16 protein-coding genes are annotated in these 21,011 nt (G+C 60.2%); 4 read left to right on the plus strand and 12 right to left on the minus strand.

From position 1 onward, the window contains the following. Positions 1 to 299 precede the first annotated feature (299 nt). From ACYZTS_RS18155 to ACYZTS_RS18170, 4 genes are all read left to right on the plus strand, one after another. The gene (locus ACYZTS_RS18155; RefSeq protein WP_461990970.1) at positions 300 to 1,658 is read left to right on the plus strand and encodes an MATE family efflux transporter; all 1,359 of its coding nucleotides are present in this window, start codon (positions 300 to 302) and stop codon (positions 1,656 to 1,658) included. A 97-nt stretch (positions 1,659 to 1,755) separates the two neighbouring features. Further along, a complete protein-coding gene (locus tag ACYZTS_RS18160) occupies positions 1,756 to 2,325 on the plus strand; it encodes a YceI family protein (RefSeq protein ID WP_461990972.1) in 570 nt (189 codons plus the stop codon). Positions 2,326 to 2,447: 122 nt separating this feature from the next. After that, positions 2,448 to 2,993 carry a sigma-70 family RNA polymerase sigma factor gene (locus ACYZTS_RS18165; RefSeq protein ID WP_461990974.1) on the plus strand — a complete coding sequence of 182 codons (546 nt, stop codon included), beginning with the start codon at positions 2,448 to 2,450 and terminating at the stop codon, positions 2,991 to 2,993. Positions 2,994 to 3,010: 17 nt separating this feature from the next. Then, positions 3,011 to 3,940, plus strand: coding sequence for a FecR family protein (locus tag ACYZTS_RS18170; RefSeq protein ID WP_461996477.1), 930 nt, complete (start codon positions 3,011 to 3,013; stop codon positions 3,938 to 3,940). Between the two features lie 174 nt (positions 3,941 to 4,114). Here ACYZTS_RS18170 and ACYZTS_RS18175 read toward each other — a convergent pair whose 3' ends face one another. The 12 genes from ACYZTS_RS18175 to ACYZTS_RS18230 all read right to left on the minus strand — a co-directional run bounded on the left by ACYZTS_RS18175 (position 4,115) and on the right by ACYZTS_RS18230 (position 21,002). After that, the gene (locus ACYZTS_RS18175; protein WP_461990976.1) at positions 4,115 to 5,074 is read right to left on the minus strand and encodes an EamA family transporter; all 960 of its coding nucleotides are present in this window, start codon (positions 5,072 to 5,074) and stop codon (positions 4,115 to 4,117) included. A 298-nt stretch (positions 5,075 to 5,372) separates the two neighbouring features. Next, positions 5,373 to 6,503: a hypothetical protein gene (locus tag ACYZTS_RS18180; protein WP_461990978.1), complete on the minus strand. Its 1,131-nt coding sequence runs from the start codon at positions 6,501 to 6,503 to the stop codon at positions 5,373 to 5,375. Beyond that, the gene (locus ACYZTS_RS18185; RefSeq protein ID WP_461990980.1) at positions 6,487 to 10,083 is read right to left on the minus strand and encodes a toxin VasX; all 3,597 of its coding nucleotides are present in this window, start codon (positions 10,081 to 10,083) and stop codon (positions 6,487 to 6,489) included. The genes ACYZTS_RS18180 and ACYZTS_RS18185 overlap by 17 nt, the downstream gene beginning before the upstream one ends. Next, positions 10,080 to 10,946 carry a DUF4123 domain-containing protein gene (locus ACYZTS_RS18190; protein WP_461990982.1) on the minus strand — a complete coding sequence of 289 codons (867 nt, stop codon included), beginning with the start codon at positions 10,944 to 10,946 and terminating at the stop codon, positions 10,080 to 10,082. Before ACYZTS_RS18190 ends, ACYZTS_RS18185 begins: the two co-directional genes overlap by 4 nt. Beyond that, complete coding sequence (locus tag ACYZTS_RS18195; protein WP_461990984.1) at positions 10,943 to 12,943, minus strand: type VI secretion system Vgr family protein; 2,001 nt, start codon at positions 12,941 to 12,943, stop codon at positions 10,943 to 10,945. The genes ACYZTS_RS18190 and ACYZTS_RS18195 overlap by 4 nt, the downstream gene beginning before the upstream one ends. 282 nt (positions 12,944 to 13,225) lie before the next feature. Continuing rightward, positions 13,226 to 13,918, minus strand: a complete 693-nt coding sequence (locus ACYZTS_RS18200; protein WP_461990985.1) for an N-acetyltransferase — start codon at positions 13,916 to 13,918, stop codon at positions 13,226 to 13,228. A gap of 104 nt (positions 13,919 to 14,022) precedes the next feature. After that, complete coding sequence (locus ACYZTS_RS18205) at positions 14,023 to 14,823, minus strand: ChbG/HpnK family deacetylase (protein WP_028624562.1); 801 nt, start codon at positions 14,821 to 14,823, stop codon at positions 14,023 to 14,025. Further along, positions 14,795 to 16,000 carry a GNAT family N-acetyltransferase gene (locus tag ACYZTS_RS18210; RefSeq protein WP_461990987.1) on the minus strand — a complete coding sequence of 402 codons (1,206 nt, stop codon included), beginning with the start codon at positions 15,998 to 16,000 and terminating at the stop codon, positions 14,795 to 14,797. Before ACYZTS_RS18210 ends, ACYZTS_RS18205 begins: the two co-directional genes overlap by 29 nt. 4 nt (positions 16,001 to 16,004) lie before the next feature. Beyond that, entirely contained in the window at positions 16,005 to 16,697 is a 693-nt protein-coding gene (locus tag ACYZTS_RS18215) for an N-acetyltransferase (RefSeq protein WP_461990989.1), read from the minus strand. A gap of 86 nt (positions 16,698 to 16,783) precedes the next feature. Further along, positions 16,784 to 18,703, minus strand: coding sequence for a hypothetical protein (locus ACYZTS_RS18220; protein WP_461990990.1), 1,920 nt, complete (start codon positions 18,701 to 18,703; stop codon positions 16,784 to 16,786). Then, positions 18,700 to 20,004 carry a lipopolysaccharide biosynthesis protein gene (locus ACYZTS_RS18225; RefSeq protein WP_461990992.1) on the minus strand — a complete coding sequence of 435 codons (1,305 nt, stop codon included), beginning with the start codon at positions 20,002 to 20,004 and terminating at the stop codon, positions 18,700 to 18,702. The genes ACYZTS_RS18220 and ACYZTS_RS18225 overlap by 4 nt, the downstream gene beginning before the upstream one ends. Continuing rightward, positions 20,001 to 21,002, minus strand: a complete 1,002-nt coding sequence (locus ACYZTS_RS18230) for a polysaccharide deacetylase family protein (RefSeq protein ID WP_461990994.1) — start codon at positions 21,000 to 21,002, stop codon at positions 20,001 to 20,003. The genes ACYZTS_RS18225 and ACYZTS_RS18230 overlap by 4 nt, the downstream gene beginning before the upstream one ends. Between the last annotated feature and the right edge of the window lie 9 nt (positions 21,003 to 21,011).

Raw genomic sequence — 21,011 nt, forward strand, 5'->3', positions numbered from 1 at the left:
GCGGCTTTGCGGGTGCGACGACCCCTGCAACAAAGCCTGGAGCCTTCGCATTCTCTGTGATCAGGTCGCCAAACCCGAATCGTCCATCCGGACGACGGACCGGACTATAAGCCTCATCGCATCCCCCGACAAGGTGAGCGATTCCGAGCTTTGCGTAGGAACTTTATAGCGGTCCTACGACGTCTACTCCCTGTCGCGCAAAAACACCGGACACACCCTGATCCATCATTTCACCGTGTTCATCGCCGCTGACGCTATCCTTGAAACCGTACCCCGCAGTCGAGCCGGATCTTCAACCAATGCAAACCCCGACCACCGATCACCACCTCTGGAAAACCTACCTGCTTTTCCTTGCGCCCATGGTTCTCTCCAATTTTCTGCAGTCCATGTCGGGCACCATCAACAGCATTTACATCGGCCAGATGCTGGGCACACAGGCGCTGGCCGCCGTGTCGGGCATGTTCCCCATCGTGTTCTTTTTCATCGCGCTGGTGATCGGCCTCGGCGCCGGGGCGGGGGTATTGATCGGTCAGGCCTGGGGCGCGCGCGAACCGCATCTGGTCAAAGCCATTGCCGGTACGACGTTGCTCTTGGGCGCAATCATTGGCCTGACAGCGGCGGTGCTGGGCAGCGTGTTTGCGCGGCCAGCGTTGCAGGGTTTGGGCACGCCGGCGGACGTGCTGGACGACGCTGTTGCGTATGCCCACGTGATGATGTGGATCATGCCGTCGCTGTTGGTGTACGTGCTGTTTACGCAGCTGCTGCGCGGGGTGAGCGATACGGTGTCGCCGTTGGTGGCGCTGGTGGTGTCGACGTGTATCGGGCTGGCGCTGACGCCGGCGTTGATTCGCGGTTGGCTGGGGCTGCCGATGATGGGGATTCAGAGCGCGGCGTATGCGGGGTTGGTGGGCAATCTGTCGGCGATGGGCTGGTTGTCTTGGCGACTGATTCGGCGCGGGCATCCCCTTGCGCCGGATCGTGAGATGTTCGCGGCGATGCGTCTGGACCGGGTGCTTCTCGGCAAGGTGTTGCGCATCGGTTTGCCGACCGGGTTGCAGATGGTGGTGTTGTCGGTCTCGGAGCTGGTGATTCTGGCGCTGGTCAATCAGCACGGTTCGCAGGCAACGGCGGCGTATGGCGCGGTGACGCAGATCGTCAATTACGTGCAGTTTCCGGCGCTGTCGATTGCGATCACTGCCTCGATCCTCGGCGCACAGGCGATTGGTGCGGGGCGGGTCGAGCGGATCGGGCCGATTCTACGCACGGGTCTGCTCATCAACGTGTGCCTGACCGGTGGCCTGGTGGTGTTGGGTTACCTACTGTCGCACTGGTTGTTGGGCCTGTTCTTGACCGATGACTTGACGCGGGCGAAGGCTGAGCACCTGTTGCACATCATGCTCTGGAGTCTGTTGGTGTTTGGCTTCCAGGCGATCATCGGCGGCATCATGCGCGCCAGCGGCAATGTGCTGGTACCGATGGCTATTTCGATTTTTTGCGTGGTCGGGGTGCAACTGCCTGTGGCCTATGTGCTGGACGGGCACTTCGGGTTGCAAGGCGTGTGGATGGCGTTCCCGGTGGCGTATCTGGGCATGCTGGTGTTGCAGACGCTGTATTACAAGTTGGTGTGGAAACATCAGAAAATCCAGCGTCTGGTTTAGCGGGACGGGTTACCGGGTTTCTGGTTCAGCGCTAGCGGGATTCGCGTCCACGGCGAATCTTTGCTTAAGTCTTGTTACCGCGTTATCGGAGAAACCCATGAACCATCGATTCCTGCGTTCTGCCGCAGGGGTTGCAGCCCTGTTGTTCGGAGCGTTGCCGTGCGCCCAAGCGCGCGAGTACACCGAGGTCAACGACACCGCCAGCACCATCAGTTTCACCTATTACCAGATGGGCTCGCGGGTGTATGGCACCTTTGCCACCTTTCGCGGTACGCTGACTTTCGACACACAGAATCCTGCCGTCTCCCAGGCGGGATTGGTCATCGAACTGGGCAGTATCGATGCCGGCAGCACCGACGCCAATGACGAATTGAAAAAACCTGCCTGGTTCGACACGGCGGCTTATCCGCGCGCGACCTTCCAGTCGACTGCTGTAAAAGCGCTGGGCGATGATCGCTATTTGATCAGCGGCACGCTGTCATTACGCGGCGTTACGCGCACGGTGGAGGTGCCGGTGGTGCTGAAGTCCGAGGACGCCATCGGCATCTTCGATGGCGAGTTGATCCTCAGGCGCGCCGACTTCAAACTGGGCGAGGGCGAATGGGCGGACAGCTTCGTTTCCAGCGAGATCAATATCAGGTTCCGCATGGTCGCGCCGGAGCACTGACGTCGATCGCAAAATCTGAGCCTCTTCTGAAAATTCGCCCCCGTTGGTGGCTTGCTCTGCCGCAGATTTGCTGTCATCGTTGTCGCTACTGGTAATCTTTCTTATTTGAGAAATTTTTTCGTATGCGCGACTTTTCCGTGGCTGATGACGATCTGGCGAGCCGTCACCGGACATTCACCCAGCTCTACAGCGATCACCACTCCTGGTTGCATGGCTGGCTGCGGAAGAAACTCGGCTGTTCGCAACGGGCGGCCGATGTGGCGCAAGACGCATTTATCCGGGTGCTGACACTGACCGATCCGCACACCATCAAGGAACCCCGGGCGTTTCTGGCGACCATGGCCGGGCGACTGTTGATCGATGGCGCCCGGCGTCGGCGGATCGAGCAGGCGTATCTCGAGGCGCTGGCTATTCAGGCAAGTGATGCCGGCATGCCGGACCCCGAAGCGATTCACGTCGCGCTTGAGGCACTGGAAAAAATCGCCGTGATGCTCGCAGGATTGCCAACCAAGACCCGTGAGGCGTTCCTGCTGAGTCGGCTCGATGGGCTGACGTACAGCGAGATCGCGCTGGAATTGAAGGTATCGGCCAGCACGGTGAAAAACTACGTCTCGGCGGCACTGGTGCATTGTTACAACACTTTGTACGGGGCGGATCAGCCATCGTGACACCACCTTCCGAGCAGATGATTAACGAGGCCGCGCGCTGGCTGACACTGCTGCATGACGACTCTGCCAGCAACACCGACCGAGCAGTATTCGATGCCTGGTGCGCAGCCGATCCACGGCATGCGCTTGCCGTTGAACGCATGCGTGGCTTATGGGCCAGCCTCGATGAACTGCCGGCCGCGCCTGCGCGGGTTGCGTTGAAACAGGCTTTTGCGCGACCGGGTCGATCCGTCGCGAGTCGTGGCGCTCAGGCGTTGGCGCTGCTGGCAGTGCTGGTGTGTGGCTGGGTTGGTGTCGACAACCTGCCGATCTGGATGGCCGATCAGCGCACCGGCGTGGGTGAGCGGCGCGAGGTGATGTTGTCGGACGGCAGCCATCTTCAACTTAATAGCCATTCAGCGCTGGATGTGAAATTCGACGGGCAGCAACGGGTGATTGAGTTGCTCTCCGGCGAGTTGTGGGTGGAGGTAGCCAAGGATGCCAAGCGTCCGTTTATGGTGCGCACCGACCAAGGCACCGCGACGGCGCGTGGCACGCGGTACATGGTGAAACGCGAAGCGGATGGCTCAACGGTGGTCAGCGTGCTCGAATCGGTCGTTGCCGCCAAACCCAATGGATTCGACGTGGCGAACGTCAAGGCCGGCGAGCAAATTGTAATGAAAGAGGGCAAGGTGCAAACACCGCACGCCATCGCCAACGCTGACCCTGATGCCTGGACACGCGGCTTGCTGAAAGTCGACGACCAACCACTTAGCGAAGTGCTGCAGGCGTTAGCCAGCTACCGTCATGGCCTGGTGCGGTTTGACAAACAATCGTTACAGGCGTTAAGGGTCTCCGGCGTATTCCGCCTCGACGATACCGATGCCGCGCTGGCGACACTGGCGGATAACCTGCCGATCCGCATTGAGCATTTCACGGATCTGCTGGTTGTGGTCAAACCGCGCTGACCTGCGCCTTCAGTGGCGATCGATGTTGGACACTGTAGGAGTGAGCCTTCTCGCGATGGCTATTTCACGGGCGACAATGATGTCGGATGTGCGGGCCTCATCGCGAGCAGGCTCACTCCTACAGGTGATTGGTGTAGGACGCAGGTGCCACGGTTGCTTGAACGACCTCGTCGATCAAGCCGCGGCTTTCGCTTCGACCTTAGGTGTTTCCTTGCGGTACGTCAGCAGCACAATGCCCGTCACGACAATCACGCCGCCCAACACCTGGCCCGCGCTCAGCATCTGATCCAGCACAATCCAGCCCATCAGCAATGTTGCCAGCGGTTCGATGTTCATCACCGGCGCGTTGCGCGGCATGTCCAGACGCGGCACGGAAATGAACAGCACGATGAACCCCGTCCCATACAGCACCACCAACGTCGCGAGGGCCAGCCAACCGGTCGACGTCGCAGGCAGGTTCAGGCCGCCGGGAAGTGCGCCGGTCAAACCCGCGAGATTGACGCTGCTGAAGACGATAAAAATGGTCAGCAGGCTGCGCACCGAACCGCGCACCTGAGACAACTTGTGATCGGTAATCCACAGCGCGCAGGCGAATACAGTGGCGGCGCAAAACGCGAGGCCGACGCCGAGCAGCCATTGCGGACCAACACTGGCGTTGGCGGACAGGCGCCCGGGCACGTCGAGCACAAACACCAGCCCCACCAGAATCAACCCCATCAATGCCGCCGTGCGCGCCGTCGGCCGTGCTCCACCCAGCGCCCAGGTAAGCAGCGCCAGCAGAATCGGGAAGACGTTGGCCACCAGCAACGCCAATGCAACCGGCACCCGCGCGACGGCCGAGTAAAGGCACAGGCTTTGCGCGGTGATCAGCAAGCCCAGCAGCAATTGCCAGCGCCAGGCGCCCGCCGGCAAACGCAGATTTTGTCGTTGCCACAACACCAGCGCAGCAAGCACCAACAGCGTTCCGCCCGAGCGCATCAGGATCGCCAGCAACACCCCGGCGCCATCATCGAAGGCAACCCGGGCGGCCACATGATTGCCGGCGAATGCGCAGCCCATGCACAACAAAATGAGTACGGCGATGTGACGGGGAAAAGGTGTTGGGGTGGATGAAGCGAGGGCGGGGCGGGTCATGGCAGGTTCTCAAAAGGGTGCGTGCCATCTTCCAGGATGGCTTCGTGTTTTTATTAGGTCATCGTACAACCTCTTGAGTTTTACCGGAATTGGATGGGGTGGGCAAGGGTACGTGGTTTTTTAAAGCCTTTGGAATTAAGGGTTGCGCGACTGAACGGGTCATCGCTTGACTCGGACATTGTTGCAGAGAGATCGTATGACTTTATTTTTGATGCTTGGGGGGCTGATCGCGAAGAGCATTCGCGAGCATGCTCGTCCAACCTTTTTGTTGTACTAGCACTCGCTTGGTAATCGTCATTCATGCGTGGCGTTTGTCCGTTGGATTCAACCGCTGCACCTCAGCAAAAATTTCGGTGATTGGGCGACGCGGCTGTCGTTTGTGCAAGGTGCGAACCTGCTCACTCATACTCAGCAGTTCTTCACTCGGCTTTGCCCATTGCTCTCTCGGCAACGGCTGCGACCACTCACGCATCGACTCAGGCAGGGCGCGCTCGCCCATTTTTGCAAGCCGGCGGATTTCCCATTCGGTGAGGTAGTTGGGGATCGTCCAGAGCGTCATCACGTGGTACAGGTACCAGAAGAGTCCCGAAAGCCGGCTGCGCTGGCCGTCGCGAATTTGCTGATGCATGCGCGCGCGGGCGTTGCGGAAAGTGTGCAGGCCTTCGTGCGGTGGATCGTCGGGACCTTGCAGGTCCTGCAAGTCCTGAATGGATTTGAGGTCGTTGACTTCGTATTCCATGTAGCCGCGAATTGCTTCCCAGTGGCTGATGGCAAGCGGCAGGCTGGCGCAGGAAAACTCCAGGCTGGTGAGGGTTTCACTGTGTTGGAAACCCAGGCCCATGCCGTATTGGCGATGGATGCCGTATTGAGTGGCGCCTTGTGCTTCGATGACCCAGGCGGAGAGGGACTCCCAAGGGACGAACAGCGGCTCGGTCTCGCCATCGGGCATGAAGCAAACTTCACGGCGTTGGCGGTTGAAGCGGGTGGGGATGATTCGAAGCCGTTTTTTGTGGTTGTGATGCCAGACGCCGACGCCAATGAGCAAGGAGTAAATGCCCGTTACAACTGCATATCCGCGACCTTCTTCGAATATGCCGACCATTGATTCCCAGATTTCTGCCCAGCCATAGCCAAACACAATCCCGAGAAACCCAGTAAAAATTGGAAACAGGATCGTTATAGTGAAAGCCACGCTAAACGGACCACCGAGAATCACCTGCCACGAAAAAATCTGGGGCGAGCCCAGCCCAAAGTCCATATGAGCATCATTGAGCTCTCCAATGTGAGAGCCGTGTGGAGGCAATGGTGTCGGTAGAGGCAATGGCGCAAGGTAGGTAATTTTCCCACCAATAAAGGGCTCAATATCTCCCGCGCTTTTAGGCGGCTTCAGGAGTGGTGTTACCAGCGCGCTGTCAAGGGTGTTCGGCATGGTCGGCCATCTCCAGCAAATGAGTTTCAACGAGTAGCAAAGGTGGGTATTGAGTGTTCGCGTCAGGAGGCAGCGCCGGAAAATGGCCCTCTTTGCGAGGTTTCAAATGAATGATGTATTTTTGTGAGATCCACGCGCCGCTGCTGTTGAGGGTCTCTATGCACACGACCAATTCCAGTGTTTCGATTGTGGGTGGCAACTGGGCGTCGGGGTTTAGTGGATCTGATGGGAATTGCAGGCACAGCACAAGGTGCCTGGATGCTGATTGCACCAAACGCAAGCTGGCGGTGACTTCATTGCTGACGGCTTCCCTGGCTTCGCGTCGCGCGCCGCCACCGTGGAAGGTGGCAGAAATGCGATTGGCGCCAATGCCGAGTCGATGGCTTGGCTGGCCGTCCAACGGGGGCTGAAAGTGACTCAGGTTAAGGCCAGGAATAACCAGGTGGATGTCGCTGATTTTGGCTTTCAGCACAAGTTGCTTCACCCATGAGTCATGCTCATTTGCGCCGAGTTGAGCGTAAGGAGCGTGAAGCAGGTAGGTCAGATAACGCTGGTAATCTTCGAGTGAATAATCTCCTGGACCTTCGGCGCCCAAGCCCCATGGTGTGGTTTTCAGCCACTTCTCATGGGCATTGATGTTGTAGTAGTTGAAAAGCCAGGATCCGGTGAACTCCAATACGGTGAAGAGGGCTCCGGCCAGGTTGAAGCGGAAAAAGACTGTGGAGAGCCTGGTGCCCGCGGCAGCCCAGGCAGCGGTTCTCGCTGCACCGCTGTTAGCATTAATTACAGCGAAAGTGGCTTGAATAGTATTGCTAAGGCCGTAAGCGTTGACAGCGACCATGCCGCTCGCGCCGGCCATCGCAAGCCCCGTACTGCTTTGTGCAGAGAGGTTGCCACTGCGGGTCGCATGCTGCCAATTTTGGCTTTGCATATCTAGCATAGACAGGGATGTGACTAATCCAAAGCCGTAGGTAAAAGCTCCTAACCCAATATGCAACTTCCCCATCCGCACATGCACATTCTGCAATGTGTGATGCTGCAGGCCGGCAACGAGAGCCGTGCTGCGCGCCTGCAAAGCTGTATCCGCCAGACTTTGCGCGGCCAAAAATCCAGCAGCACCGGTCGCAGCGAGTGCAGCGAAAAAATCACCTCGTTTCTTTTTATCTCTTTCTTGGCTCATCACTTCTCGATAAGCCCCCACCAAATTCACCCCCTGCGCCAAAAACACCAACAACCCCATCCCCTCACTTCTAATCAACTGCCCATTCGGCACCGAGCGCACGCCCAACCGAATATCCTTCAGCAAACTGCGCACTTCCATCTGCTGCTGCGGTGGAAAAACCGCGGTAACACCCGCCCGGGCCGGCGTTGCTCCGCGCAGCCGCACCGACTGATCCGGCAGTTCGGCAATCGGGCTCAGCGCCCCCGCCAAGCGGCTTTCCTGATACTTGAGCTCAGCCCGCACGCGAACGATTTCGGCCTGCAACTCCACGGCCCGAGCCGTCTTGTGGCCCTGACGATTTTTATTGTGGGTGATCTGGTTTCGCTCGCGGGTCAGCTCGCTCAAATACTCGCGCTCGCGCAGAATTTCCTTGATGGTCGATTGCAACGCGGCGTGTTCTGCCGGGCTGGCGACGGTAAACGTCACGCCGGTGGTTCTCGCCGCATCCAGTATCCGGGCTGGCAGGGCTTTGGGCAGGCGCCGGAACAGTTCATCAAGGTCCGGAATTTTCTCGCCGGTCAGATTGAACGCTTCCAGCGCGCGGCTCATGCCCAGGTTCAATGCCGGGCTCAGGCTGTGCTGGGCCGCGTCGGCCAACGTGCGGGTGTGCTCGGGCAACTCATCGAGGGCGGGGAGATGCGCTTGCTCGATTTCTTTCAGGTCCTGCAGCAAAGGCTGCAGATTATTGACCACACCCATGCCCGCATTGGAGACCACCGTGTATTGCGCAATCAACTGCGGCTGTAGTTGCAGGGGCAGGGTGTAGAACAGCGGCCGGGTCATTTCCGGATGTTCTTCCAGATAGCCGAGCAAGGCCTCGCTGGCCACGTCGCTGCGGCAAATGTCCTTGAGGCAGGCATATTCGGCGCTGAAAGCCTGACCCAATTGCAATGGATCCTGCCCGTCGTAGGGCCAGGCCGCGCGATGGTAACGCCCTTCACACACCAACAGCGTGCGGTCGGCGGTGATGCGATCGAGCAGGCGATTCCAGCGCGTGAGGTCGTCGCGATGCTGCCAGAGCACAGCGTCCATGGCCGGACGATCGATGAAGTCGTTGATCCCGCGTTTGCCGCTCAACCATGAGCCTTCAAGCTGGTTATCGAGATGCCGGTTCTGCGTTTGCCCAAGGTTGATCAGCGTCTGTAAATGGCGCTCGACGAAGGCATTGGGCGCAGGGTTGAAATGCTCGCGTGTGTAGTAACGCCGGTCAGCGTCTTCGACGGCGCGGCTCTCAGCGGTGAAATCGGGAGTGATGCTGTCGAACCGGTTCAGTTCGCGAGCAGAGTGGACAGCGTCGCCGCGTGATTTTTCCAGCTCAGGCGTTACGGGAGCATCCACAGGCACAACGTTGCCGCCCTTGTTCAGGTAATCGACCAAGGCCTGGCGGGTCTGTTCGCGATCCGGTTCCGGCAGCTGCTCAAGGTCAGTAAACAACGCCTGCGTCGCCGGGTTTTGCTCCACCTTGGAGAGCGCCCCAATATCCTCGACGCTGAGCTGACTGAGGGACTCGATGTAACACGCCAGCAGATAGTCGCGTTCGTTGTGGTCGGTATTGCTCCACTCCTCAACCCAGCCGACCACGGTGTCCTGATACTCGGCCAGATCTCGTAGCACGCCGAGATCATCATTGATCAGCACAAACAGCGTGTCGTCCTGATAAGGCGCACGTACCTGACCCAGCAGTTCACCGATATGCGCCTGGCGAAAGCGCGGCGGTTGCTCCCATAGATACGGCTCACGTTCGTGCGCGGGAGCATCGCTGACCTGCACGGTGCCCGATGCTGCGGCAGGCGAATGACCATCAGGCCCCGTCGCTACTTCCGCCAGCCACTGTCGTCCTTGCTCGACTGTCAGCAAATGGGTGCCGCCGGTTTCGCAATCCACCTCGCCGAGCTCGACGGGTTGCATGAAGTGCTCGCGTTCTTCGCCGTGGTCGAGCACCTGCTTGCATTTGGCGGCCGTCCATTGCACTTCAGCGAACGTCACATGCAGGGTGCTGCCCCGCGAAAACACCAGCGCGGGATTTTCTTCGATCGGTGCGCGCGCACCGCTGTCGACGCTCGCGCCTTTATGCAGCAGAGCGCTGACCAACCCGTTGAGCACTCGATATTCATGCAGGTGACCGGTCAGGCTATCGATCACATACAACCAGCCATCGCGCAGCAGACGGATGCCCAAAGGTCGCGCCGTTAATGAATAGGGCAGCTTCAGTTCCGCACCTGGATCGAGCAGTTTATCCACCAGGCCATACCGCACAGGCAGCAGCTGTACGTTAGTTTGCCGCAAGGGACAGGCACCGACCGAACCGATGGTGGTTTTGGACGCAGCGGCCGCGTCGAGATTGGCGGGATGGGTCATGGGTGACCTCCTGTGTTGGCTTTGCGCTCGGCCAGGTTGGCGGCCAGCGCAATACGCTCACCCAATGGTTGAAGTGACGGTGAGTGGAGCAATCGGGCGATTTCGGGATGTTCTTCGAGCGTGGAGGTGTTGAGCCAGGTCATCAGGTTGGCGTAGTAAAAAAGCTCGGACTGGCTGCTCAGCCCCAAGGTGCTGGCCTGCACTTGCAGCTGTTGCAGCCTTGGCCAACGCTGGGCAATGCCAGCGCCGAGGTGGCGTTCTGGAAAGTGCTTGAGCAAATGAGCATCGAGGTCCAGCAGAGCCCGGCGGTGGTCCACATCGTCCAGCGCGGCGTTCAATTCATGGCTCAGCCGATACGGCGTCGGCAGTTCTGGAGGTTGCGGTTGGCGAGGTTGATGGCGATGCCAGGTGGCGTTGACGCAATCGGCTGCCACCACGCAGGACAGCGGCCCGAACAAGCACTGGTCAGCGCTGGCAAACAGAGCGTTTGCCACGGCGGCATCCGCCAGCCGCAGGGCGACTTGCTGACCTTCCGGCAATGCTACCGTCAGCAACTTGCGTAAATGTTGCGCGACCCCCAGCGCAGGAGAATGGCTGAATAACAAAACGGCCCACTCTTCTTCTGCCTGTTCCAGATAAAACTGAAAAACAGGATCATCGACGCCCTGAATGGCCACCAGCAGCGGCGAGATATCCCGCAGCGCTTTGAACGGCGAGCTGTCGTACAGCGCAACGGTGTTCACACTGGCGCTGAGTTGCTTCAGACGAGTTGGTAAATCGGGCACAGCCGTGCCGTCGACTAACAGGCAGGCGTGGTGCCGGGACCATGGCAGGTCGGCTGGCAAGGCGACTGAAAGCTTCATGCCTGGGCTGCCTCGCAGATGAGGCAGCGCGAGCTGCGGGAAGACATCAGTGCGCGGCGCTGTTGTGCCGCATGGACGCTCACTTTCAAAAGCGGCAAAGCTCCGGGCACCCGCGGTTCGGCCGGGCCAATCGCTGCCGGTGAGCCACCCTGTTGAATCGCTACGCTGCTGAAAATGCCTTCCGGACCCAGTGTCAACCACTGACCGCCCGCCATGAGCGTGAGATGGCTGCCACCGTCGATGACGATCAGAGCCCCGGCGGCGAGGTGAATGCGCTCGGCCGCATTGAGCAGGTGGTTACCTGTCTGCACGTGGCAGGTGCCATGAACAGTCAGGTGTTCATCCTGTTTGAGCTCGGTCAGACGATTGCCATGGGTCACACGGCGCTTTTCACCGCGCAAGTCGTGACTGGCAATGCCGCCGACCACCACCGTGCGCTGGTTGTCGACCTGGAGACGCTCATCGTTGAGAACGAGCTGGACGAAATCGCGCTGGGCGCGCAGGGCAATTTCCTCGGCGCCTTTTCTGTCTTCGATGCGCAGCTCGTTGTAACCGCCGCCGCCCGGGCTGCTCTGACTGCGAAAAATACTGCGTGTGTGTTCGGCCGGGAGGTCCAATGGCACCGGAGTCAATGCGTTAGGCAAACAAGCGATGACGTACGGTTTGTCGGGATCACCTTCGGTAAAACCCACCAGCACTTCCATGCCGACGCGCGGAATCTGCACGCTGCCATAACGGTCATGAGCCCAGCCTGTCGCAACTCGCAGCCAGCAACTCGAGTGTTCGTTGTGCTCGCCGTCGCGGTCCCAGGCCAGCTGGATTTTCACCCGGCCGTAACGATCGCAATGGATCTCTTTGCCGGGCGGACCGGTCACGATTGCCGGCTGCTGGCCCGTTATCCGCGGCTTGGGATGTTTGAGCGCCGGTCGGAAGATGACGTCCCAAGGCATCGCGACGAAATGGTTGCGGTAACCCTGACTGAAATCTTCCTGCGGATCGCAGTCGACCATCGACTCCTCGAGCACTTGAGGCTGAATCCCGATATGCCGGACTTCAGTCACCAACCAGAGACCGTTGCGCTCGGCCCGTGGGTGTTCGCTCATATCGAGGAAATAACCGCTGTGCAATGCGCTTTGATCGCTGCGGCCGTCCGCTTGCTGGTAGTCGGCGCGGTGACTTTGCAGTGCCTGATTGGCCAGGCGTCTACCCTGGTCGCGGTGGGTAAACCGGCCTGGGAAGGCGTAGTCCTCAAGATGCGGCTGCAGCGCGGTTTTGCTCTCGCTGTCGAGTTGCAACTGAGGTTTCTCGAAATCGTAATCACGACGGCTGACATGAGTCGGGCGGGTTACCAGACGCAGTTTGAAACGGTCGATGACCGGTGCTTCGGCGACCAGGCCAGTGCCTGGCTTGTATGCGGTCGCGCTGCCCGGTTTCGCGAAGCCGGTCTGATCGTCACCGAAGACCAGTACATGCGCAGAGGCGCTGTGCTGGAAATGAAAATGCAACCCTTCTTCTTCACACAGCCGCTGGATGAAGTGCAGACCAGTCTCGTACTGGACGCAGTAGAGGCGAGGCCTGTATTCGCCACTCAGCTGGAAACGCCAGGCGTCGGACTGCAGGCCATGGGATGTCAGCACTTTGCCGATAATTTGCGGCACGCTAAGGTGCTGAAATATCCGCTGGTTATGACAATGCGCCAGATAGGCGAGATGTGGCACCAGGATTATCTGATACCACGTCAGCCGCTTGCCTGAATCGCCTTGCGCAACCTGATGGATTTGCCCGTGGAAGCCGGCACCGTCGGCACCGATCGTGAGGAAAGCCGAGCGATTCATCAGGTCTTCAAGGTCAAGGTCCGCCCGCTCGCTGACCAGCTCGAGTTTCACTTCATACGGTTCGTTCAGCGCTTCCGTGGCGCAAAACTTGAACACCTGAAAGTCAGAGGGGAAATCCTGGATCTGAAGTCTGAATGCGGTGTGGGGGCCGGCAGTGAACATCCACATATCCTTGTGTCCATTGAGGATACGAAAAATACGTGGAGCCGCAGACGAGCGAAGTAGGACATTTCATAAGTTGGTGTAGGGCACATCCCTGACTGCGCTGCGCGCGTTCAGACGCGAAGCACGCCCGTAAAAAGTAGGAAATGGCTGACAGAGCGCGGTGTGGCGGGTGAGCAGGCTTGTTGAATAACAGGTTTCAAGGCAAGCCTGCTCTTGTTGAATCAACCGTCGCGACGTTGGAAGCGGGGCGACGCCAATCAAGCGTTTCTCAACCACACTTCACGCACTTGCCGCCCCTGTTACGACCGGCCGACCCGGTTTGCGCAGCGGGTCGAGGCGCGAGCCGGTGTACCGAGTCTCCCGATAGAATTTCCACAAGCCGAACAGACCGTACACGTGAGTCACGCGGCCCTGTTCCTGATAACCCATGCGGATGTGCAGTTTCATTGCCGGAATGTTGTGGGTTTCAACCACATCCACCACCTTGTTGCAGCCTTTGGCGGCCATGGTTTCCCATAGGGCGACCTGCACGTCCACCGACAGACTGGTGCCGAAAAAGGCGCGGATCATTTCGCCGCCGAACTCAAAAAACTCGCCAGGTTTGACCGGGAACCAGCAGCCGTAATAGTGGCGGTCATGGTAGTCGCGGGTGCTGGCCCAGATGAACCCGATGGCATTGCCTTCCTCGTCCAGGTACATGTGCCCGGTATGCCCGTCGGCGGCGAGTTCGGCCATGGTGCCGACGCGGTCGCCGAAGTGTTTGGCGAACGCGCTGGTGTTGTGCGGGGTAATCACCGCCATTCGTACGGGCGGATAAGGGCGTAACTTGTGCGGCGCAACCGGGCTGACGAGGTCGCGCTCCATCCAGAGCAACTCCCAATGAAAAAATACATAGCGCCTCCACAGCGTGCGAAACATGCGGCTCAGGCCTTTTTGTTTGATTTGTTCGCGAAGCTTGTCGATGACTTTCATGACGCTCTCCAAAGCCGGAGCCAAGGTGTGGTGGGACATTCTTGTTGGGTATAGATCACGCGGTGGGACTCATATCAAAGCGCCAGCTTTGAATATGTTGCAATTTATGTAGACCTTTCCAGTGACGCCGCACGGCCCTCCGCCGCCGCGCCGAGGACGCCATAGCAAACACGTGGAACGCCCGGCAGACGCTGCATCAGCAGAGCTTTGAGCGATTCTTTCGGCGACAGGTAAGCGTCGCCGAAATCAGCGCCTAGCTGGGTCGGGTGCGCGACAATTTCCAGCACGCCATCGGTTGGCACTTCACCGTCGCGCAAGCCGACAGGCGTGCAGACGTAATCCGCCGTGGTGCCCGCCAGGCTGCGCAAACGCCGGTTGAGCAGTTCCTTGAAAACCCGTTTAGGCAGATTAAGGTTTTGCCCTACGTTGCGCGCCAGCCGCACGGCAACGCCCTGACGCGCAGCGAAACGCGCGACGATTTCACCGATCGGCCAAATGTTGTGCACGTGCTGATGGGAATCCAGATGGCTGGGCCGCACGCCGTTGTCGAGGCAGCGTTGCCATTGCGCTTCGAGTTCTTCCAGCACGGCATCGCGGTCCTGACGATTGAGCCGCAAACGGTGACGCGGCAGGTTCAGGTCGAAGACTCCGGCGCTGTCGCAGAAATTTGCACGGGCGAGAATGCTTTGGCTCAAAGGTCGGCCATAAGTGAGGTTGAAATGCAGCCCGACACGACCTTCAAGCAACGGGTGGCGAGCCATGGCGCAGGCTGCTTCGAATGCGGGCATGTTGGCCATCGCCGTGGCAGAACTGATCACCCCGGCTTGAAACGCACCCAGAATCACCGCGTTCTCGCACGGGCTGAGACCGAAGTCATCAGCGTTGACTATGACTTGGCGCGGCATGTTCGCTCTCCCGTTGAGGTTCGATGGTGGCGGTCACTTTGGCGTGCGGCACGGGTACCGCTGGCGCCGCTGTTGCCCGTCTGGCACGCCATTTTTGCAGCCAGGGTTTGCATCGCTGCCAGCTGCGCAGGGCAAATCCGAGTGCCAGGCCGCTGGGTCGCCACGAATAAAAACTCCAGCGCCAATGCTCAAGCTGGCCGCTCATGCGTTCATGCAACTGATGGCTGGAGTTTTCCAGACTGACCCGCGACGCATCGATCCAGCGCCAGTTGTCGTCCAGCCCCCAGCGAATCCATTCTTCCAGCAGCACCCGACCACTGCCCAGATCGGCGTGTTGCGGCAGGAACGCCAGGTTGTAATCGTACAGCCGACCCTGTTCCAGCAAACCCAGTCGATAGCTGATGCAACGGCCGTCCAGTTCCAGCACCACCACGCGTACCAGACCTTGCGCGGCGAGCGCGGTGAAGGCCCTATCCATCCACTGGCGATGACGATCATCGGAGAAAATCCCCACGCCTTCATCGCCTTTCCAGCTGACCGCTTCGACTTCGCTGATGGCCTGCAGCAACGGCCCCATGCTCGACGCGTCAGGCGTGATACGGCGAACTTCAGCGCCGCAGGCCACGATCCGTTTGCGCGCCCGCCGCAATTTGTAACGCGGGTCACCGGACACTTCCTGGCGATCGGCGTCGCTGATCAAGTGCACCGGCACGCGGCAGCTGAGGCGCCGTTCGCCGGTCGAGCTGTGAGCCATCCATTCGGTCAGCGCGCTCTCGGCGCCGATCGGTTCGGACAGTTCGTTGAGCTGGAGCAGGGCATGCGGCAACCGTCGGCGGATCTCGATCAACGCCTTGCGCATGTCGTCGGCGTCTACGCGAGCGAGCAATGCCAAACGGTCAGTCAGCGGATAGCCGAGATGATGCAGCACCCGAAACGGCAACCTGCCGAAGCGCTCGACCGAGGCCACCAGCGGCAGGCAAAACACCAGTTCGATGCCCTGCCAGCCAAGCAGCACGTGCAAGCGATCGGCGCCGCTCAGCGCCTGTTCGGATGCGCACATCCAGGCGAGCGCGTTGAATGGCGTGTGGTCCATCACTCGCAGACGCAGCGCTTCGTAAGCCGCTGCGGGAAAATCTGCTGCGCACAATGAAGTGCGCCATTCGAATCGCGCTGCCATAAGCTCAGGTCACCGATGCTGTAACGGTTGAACGTTCCGGTTTGCGCAGGGCATCAAGGCGCGAACCGCTGTAACGGGTTTCCCGATAGAAGCGCCAACGGCCAAACAACCCGTAGACGTTCATGACCCGCCCTTGTTCTCTGTAGCCCGTGCGGATGTGCAGCTTCAATGCCGGAATGTTGTTCGAGTCGCACACATCCACCACCGTGTTGCAGCCTTGCGCCTGCATGGTTCTCCACAGTCGGGTCTGCAGGTCCATTGACAACCGGGTGCCCCAGTAAGCGCGGCTCAGTTCGCCGCCGAACTCGAAAAACTCGCCGGGTTTTACCGCAAAGCTGCAGCCGTAGTGGTGCTTGTCGTGATAGTCGCGGGTGGCGCCCCAGATGAAGGCGACTGCGTCACCGGCGCCGTCGACGTGCATCTGCCCGGTGAAACCTTCACGGGCCAGTTCGGCCATGGTCTCCACGCGATCACCAAAGTAGCGCGTGAACGCCACGGCGTTTTCCGGCGTGATGGTGAGGACTTTGAGCGGCGGGTACGGTCGCAATTTATGCGGCGGGATCGGCGTGACCAGGTCGCGCTCCATCCACAACAATTCCCAGTGGAAAAAAACATGACGCTTCCAGCCTTTGGCGGCAGTAGCGCGCCAACCTTTTTGCCTGATGTGCTCAGCAAGCTTCTTGAAAAAAACACTCATGTGACTGGCTCCTGACGGTGTTGACCGTGGATGGAGAGGCTTACCGTGCGGCCAAATGCTTGCGCGGCAAACCATGCGATGAGGAATCATGAGGCGCTCCAGCTCAGGGCAAAGAGAGTTTCCCCCGGCAAATCGAAGCTGACGCGACCGTCGCGGCAACTGAACGGTGCGTCGCGGGCGCGATTGTCGGCGCCGAAGTACCGCAGTGACGCGTCGGCGAGCGTGCAGGGGATTGCACCCACATTCACCTGCTGGCGTCGCGTACCTTTGTTGACCCCCAGCAGGCTGCGCTTGGCGTCCTCGGCCATGGCCAGCACGTCGACCTCGAACGCATCGTTCTCCAGCCCAAGCACATTGTGCAGCCAGTGTTGCTGGATGAATTGCTGGGCCAGGCCCACCGGTTTCAGTTCGAAACGGTTTTCGCCCAGCACGCGCAGCATGCCCTTGGGGTAGTTCGGTTCATCGGCTGCCTGGAACCAGCTCAACATGTCGAGCAAGCCATCCTGCGCGGAGTTGATGACCACCGAAGTCCACCACAGCGCGGCGAAATGGGTTTCCTGATCGTAGGGGCTCAGGCTCGAGCCGCTGGACATGTTGGTCTGGTCCAGCAGCAACGCCTTGCGCGGCCGTCCCTGGGCGTCGAGCCCGACCAGATCGGCGGCGCGCCGAACGCTGTCGCGGTAGACACGCGTTGCGAGCAGGTCGCGAATCATCCACTCGTGCCACGCCAACGCGTCAATCTGGTCGGGGGATTCCGCCAGCAGGCGCTTGGCCCAATCGATGCCGCGCTTGTCGGCCGCATTGTCGGCAAACGGCCCGTTGATCAGGCGCGACGTGGCGGGCATGGCAATGCGCACGCCGGCCTTGGCATTGGCCGGGTCGCTGCGCACTTGCCGGGCCATGCTGTTGAAGATGCTTTGATAGCTGGCGTAATCGGCGTAATTGAGGTTGGGTTCGTCGGCGAAACCGATGTAGTGCGTACCTTTGCCGCCCAGTTTGCGCGTGGCGGCGAGCCAGGCGTCGAGGCCGGAGTTGCTCATGGTGTCGGCGCGCAGATCGGCCTGGCGTTTGCTGCCGGCCAGCAAGGTCAGGTCCTGAGTGATGCCAAAGCGGTTCTGGTACAGCGCCCGAAACGCATCTTCGTACTGCGGATCGTTGGCGGTGATGTCGACAAAACTGTAGAAGGTCGCCGCTTGCAGATTGAGTGCATCGAGGGTCGCAAAGCTGGCGGGCGGCGGCAGCACGTAGGGCAGGGCGATGCCCAGGTTCGGGGTTTTACCGAGGACTTTTTTGTGCAACGTCAAACGGGTCTGGCCGTCGTCTTCACGCACGGGTTTGAGCTGCTGCGGGTTTTGCGCGAACAGGTTCGCCGTGCCGTCGAGCCAGAATGCCGCTTTGCCGCTGCCTTGCAGGCGCAGGCGCCAGACCTGTTCTTGCGGGCTGACGGGTAACTCGACTTTATCAAACTGCCAGTAGGCTCGATAAGGTTTGAGCGCCAGAGCCACGCGTTGGTTATCGCCTACGCGCTGCGCCTGCAAAGCGCTGACGCCACCGTGAAATTTGCCGGCGAGCACCGCACGTTCGCCAGGCGCGACTTTGAAATACAACTCGTCACCGCTGCGGGTTTCAGCGCTGAAATGCACCTTGGCCGGGGCGAACAACGCCACGGTGTGGGCGTCATGCTCAATGCGATAACTACGGAAACTGTAACCCGGGATCTCCAGTCGATAACTGGCCGCGCTCGGCACCAGCGGCCAGCTCTGAGTGCCACGGCTTTCGCTGGCGGCAATCAGCCGCTCTCCCTGCAATTTGCCTTGGCCATCGACCAGGTAAATACGCTCTTCGTTGGCATCCGCCTGCCATGCCGGGACCCAGCGGACAGTCAATGTATCGGGCCGATCCGGTTGCAGGAAAAGGCTGCCATCGCGTATGTCCGCCCAACGCATGGGCGCTGCCTGAGCGCTCACAGCGAGGCCCAGGCTGAAGAGCAGGATCAGGCGTGTCATGCCGACTTCCGCTGCAGCATTTGCAACATCGGGCTGAAGTCGCTGGGCAGGATGACCAGGGTTTGCCAGACCGGCACACCGCTCAATCGGCAATACATCACCAGCAGCGCCACGGTCACCGCCAGATAAGCGATGGACGAAGCCGTTGCGGCGCCAACGATGCCGTACAGGGGGATCAGCACAAGGTTGAGCGCCAGGTTGAGCAAGGCGCCGAGGCCCATCAGCAACGAGATCGTGCCGGGGCGGTTTTTGCCCAGCAAGTCCAGGCGCAGGATGCTCGCGTAGCACAGGCCGAGCAGGCCCGGCAGCAGCGCGAGCAACGCCGGGTATGCCGGTTGATAGGCGACACCGAACAGCGTGACGATCAGCCATTCGCCAATCACCGCCATGGTCAGGCAGGCGCCGAGCATCACCGTCGCGGTCAGGCGTAGCGCCAGCGGGGTGACTTTGTCCATGCCCTCATCCTGCTGCAGCAGGCGTTTCATCAGCGGTGTGGTCACCGCTTCCGGAACGATCAGCAGCAATTCGGCGGCGGCGCTGGCCATCGCGTAATGACCCAGCGCGGTGCTGCCGAGCAGGGCGCCGATGAACAGGTAATCGGAACGCAGGATCACTTGCTGGAAAAGCAGATCAGGATGACTGCGGGCACTGAAACGCAGCAGTTCGTTCTGGCTGGCGCGGTCCCATTGCAGTTTCAATGGCTGCGCGCGCTTGAGCCAGAACCAGCCCGCCAGCACCACCAGGCTGATGCCCGCCAGCCAACTGATCAATGCGGCTTCCAGCGCGGCGTCTTTCCACATCCAGAACAGGGCGAGAAACAACAGCAGCGGCGCAAGGGACTCGATCAGGCGCAGGACGTTGAACGCCATGATCCCGCCAGAGGCATTATGCAACGTCAGCAGACCACTTTTGAGCACGGTCAACGGCACCGCCAGCAGCAACAACCAGGCGAGTAGACCGAGTTGCATGGTGATGTCGAGTTCGGCGCCGAACTCGCGCGTCAGCGTCACCACCAGCAACGTCAGCAGACCGGCCAGCAGGCAGCCGAAGACCAACACCTGACTGAGCAACAACCCCATCGGCCGCTGCTTGGCCGCTTGAAACCCGACCGCCGAATTGAGCCCACCGCTGGTGGCGGCGCTGATCAGGTCGGGCAGGACGCTGAGCAGCGCGAACAGGCCGCGTTCGCTCGGCCCCAATATCCGCGCCAGCAAAACGTTGCGCAGCAAGCGTAGAGCGATCATCGCCAGCTTGGTGCCCATGCTCATGGCCAAGTGTTTGAGGTAGGTGCTGCGGCTCATGGACGTGTCCCGCGATAAATGCGCCACGACAGCAATTCCGGGTTGCGCGCGGTGCGCTGGCTGACGCCGAAACGAGGTAATGCGAGCGGATCTTCGACGCCACGGTAGAGGCCGGTGCCGGTGCCCAGTCCGAACGCGTAGTCGTGTTGCGCCACGTGTTGGCGGACACGCGCGTCGTTGTCGCCGTTGGGGTAGCAATAGACCGGCAGCGGCCGATTGCAGCCGTTCAACAGCGCATCGCGGCTGCGCTTCAGTTCTTCGTCGAGCCGTTGATCATCAAGCCCGGTGAGAATCGCGTGGCTGGCGCCGTGCGGACCGAATCGCACCAGTCCGGAAGCCTCCAGCGAGCGCACCTGATGCCAGTCCAGCGCTTGCGGCATCGACTCCCGCGGGCAGTCATCAGTCAGGCGACTGAGGTCATGTGGCGCAAAAGTTTTCAGCGTTTGCAGATACTGCAGCAGCGCCAGGCTGCGATGCTGCACATGACCTTCACCCAGCTGTGCAGGCACCGGCCGACCGGCCATGTTCAAACGGTTGATGATGTGCGCCCGGGCTTTCTCGCCATGGCTGCCCCACAGGGTTTCACCTATGCTTTCCCACCAGAACCGCTGCCGGCTGCCGATGAAATCGGTGGAGAGAAATATGCTCGCCGGCACCCGGTGTTTTTGCAGCAGCGGGAAGGCATTCAAAGCGTTGTCGCGCCAGCCATCGTCGAAGGTCAGCGCGACTTTCGGCCGCTCGGAGCGCAGCGTGCCGGGTTGCAGAATATCCATCAGCGGCACGCAGTCGAAATGGCGTTTCAGCCAGATCAGCAGGTGCTCGAAGGCATTCGGCCCGACACACAATTCATTGCGATGGGGCAGGGAGGCGGCGTTGTCGTCGGCCAACACCCGGTGCAGCATCAGAATCACTCCCGCGCCGTGCAGCTGATTACGCCCAACCGGCGAGTTGAGGTACAGCCAGCCACTGGTGCGTTTTAACAGTTGTCTGATCGCCATGGCACGCTC

The organism is Pseudomonas sp. TMB3-21 (assembly GCF_054898145.1).

What these genes read in the sequence shown, in the direction of transcription:
- ACYZTS_RS18155 (WP_461990970.1), top strand. Translation starts at nt 300, where the DNA reads ATGCAAACCCCGACCACCGATCACCACCTCTGGAAAACCTACCTGCTT.
- ACYZTS_RS18160 (WP_461990972.1), top strand. Translation starts at nt 1,756, where the DNA reads ATGAACCATCGATTCCTGCGTTCTGCCGCAGGGGTTGCAGCCCTGTTG.
- ACYZTS_RS18165 (WP_461990974.1), top strand. Translation starts at nt 2,448, where the DNA reads ATGCGCGACTTTTCCGTGGCTGATGACGATCTGGCGAGCCGTCACCGG.
- ACYZTS_RS18170 (WP_461996477.1), top strand. Translation starts at nt 3,011, where the DNA reads ATGATTAACGAGGCCGCGCGCTGGCTGACACTGCTGCATGACGACTCT.
- ACYZTS_RS18175 (WP_461990976.1), bottom strand. Translation starts at nt 5,074, where the DNA reads ATGACCCGCCCCGCCCTCGCTTCATCCACCCCAACACCTTTTCCCCGT.
- ACYZTS_RS18180 (WP_461990978.1), bottom strand. Translation starts at nt 6,503, where the DNA reads ATGCCGAACACCCTTGACAGCGCGCTGGTAACACCACTCCTGAAGCCG.
- ACYZTS_RS18185 (WP_461990980.1), bottom strand. Translation starts at nt 10,083, where the DNA reads ATGACCCATCCCGCCAATCTCGACGCGGCCGCTGCGTCCAAAACCACC.
- ACYZTS_RS18190 (WP_461990982.1), bottom strand. Translation starts at nt 10,946, where the DNA reads ATGAAGCTTTCAGTCGCCTTGCCAGCCGACCTGCCATGGTCCCGGCAC.
- ACYZTS_RS18195 (WP_461990984.1), bottom strand. Translation starts at nt 12,943, where the DNA reads ATGTTCACTGCCGGCCCCCACACCGCATTCAGACTTCAGATCCAGGAT.
- ACYZTS_RS18200 (WP_461990985.1), bottom strand. Translation starts at nt 13,918, where the DNA reads ATGAAAGTCATCGACAAGCTTCGCGAACAAATCAAACAAAAAGGCCTG.
- ACYZTS_RS18205 (WP_028624562.1), bottom strand. Translation starts at nt 14,823, where the DNA reads ATGCCGCGCCAAGTCATAGTCAACGCTGATGACTTCGGTCTCAGCCCG.
- ACYZTS_RS18210 (WP_461990987.1), bottom strand. Translation starts at nt 16,000, where the DNA reads ATGGCAGCGCGATTCGAATGGCGCACTTCATTGTGCGCAGCAGATTTT.
- ACYZTS_RS18215 (WP_461990989.1), bottom strand. Translation starts at nt 16,697, where the DNA reads ATGAGTGTTTTTTTCAAGAAGCTTGCTGAGCACATCAGGCAAAAAGGT.
- ACYZTS_RS18220 (WP_461990990.1), bottom strand. Translation starts at nt 18,703, where the DNA reads ATGACACGCCTGATCCTGCTCTTCAGCCTGGGCCTCGCTGTGAGCGCT.
- ACYZTS_RS18225 (WP_461990992.1), bottom strand. Translation starts at nt 20,004, where the DNA reads ATGAGCCGCAGCACCTACCTCAAACACTTGGCCATGAGCATGGGCACC.
- ACYZTS_RS18230 (WP_461990994.1), bottom strand. Translation starts at nt 21,002, where the DNA reads ATGGCGATCAGACAACTGTTAAAACGCACCAGTGGCTGGCTGTACCTC.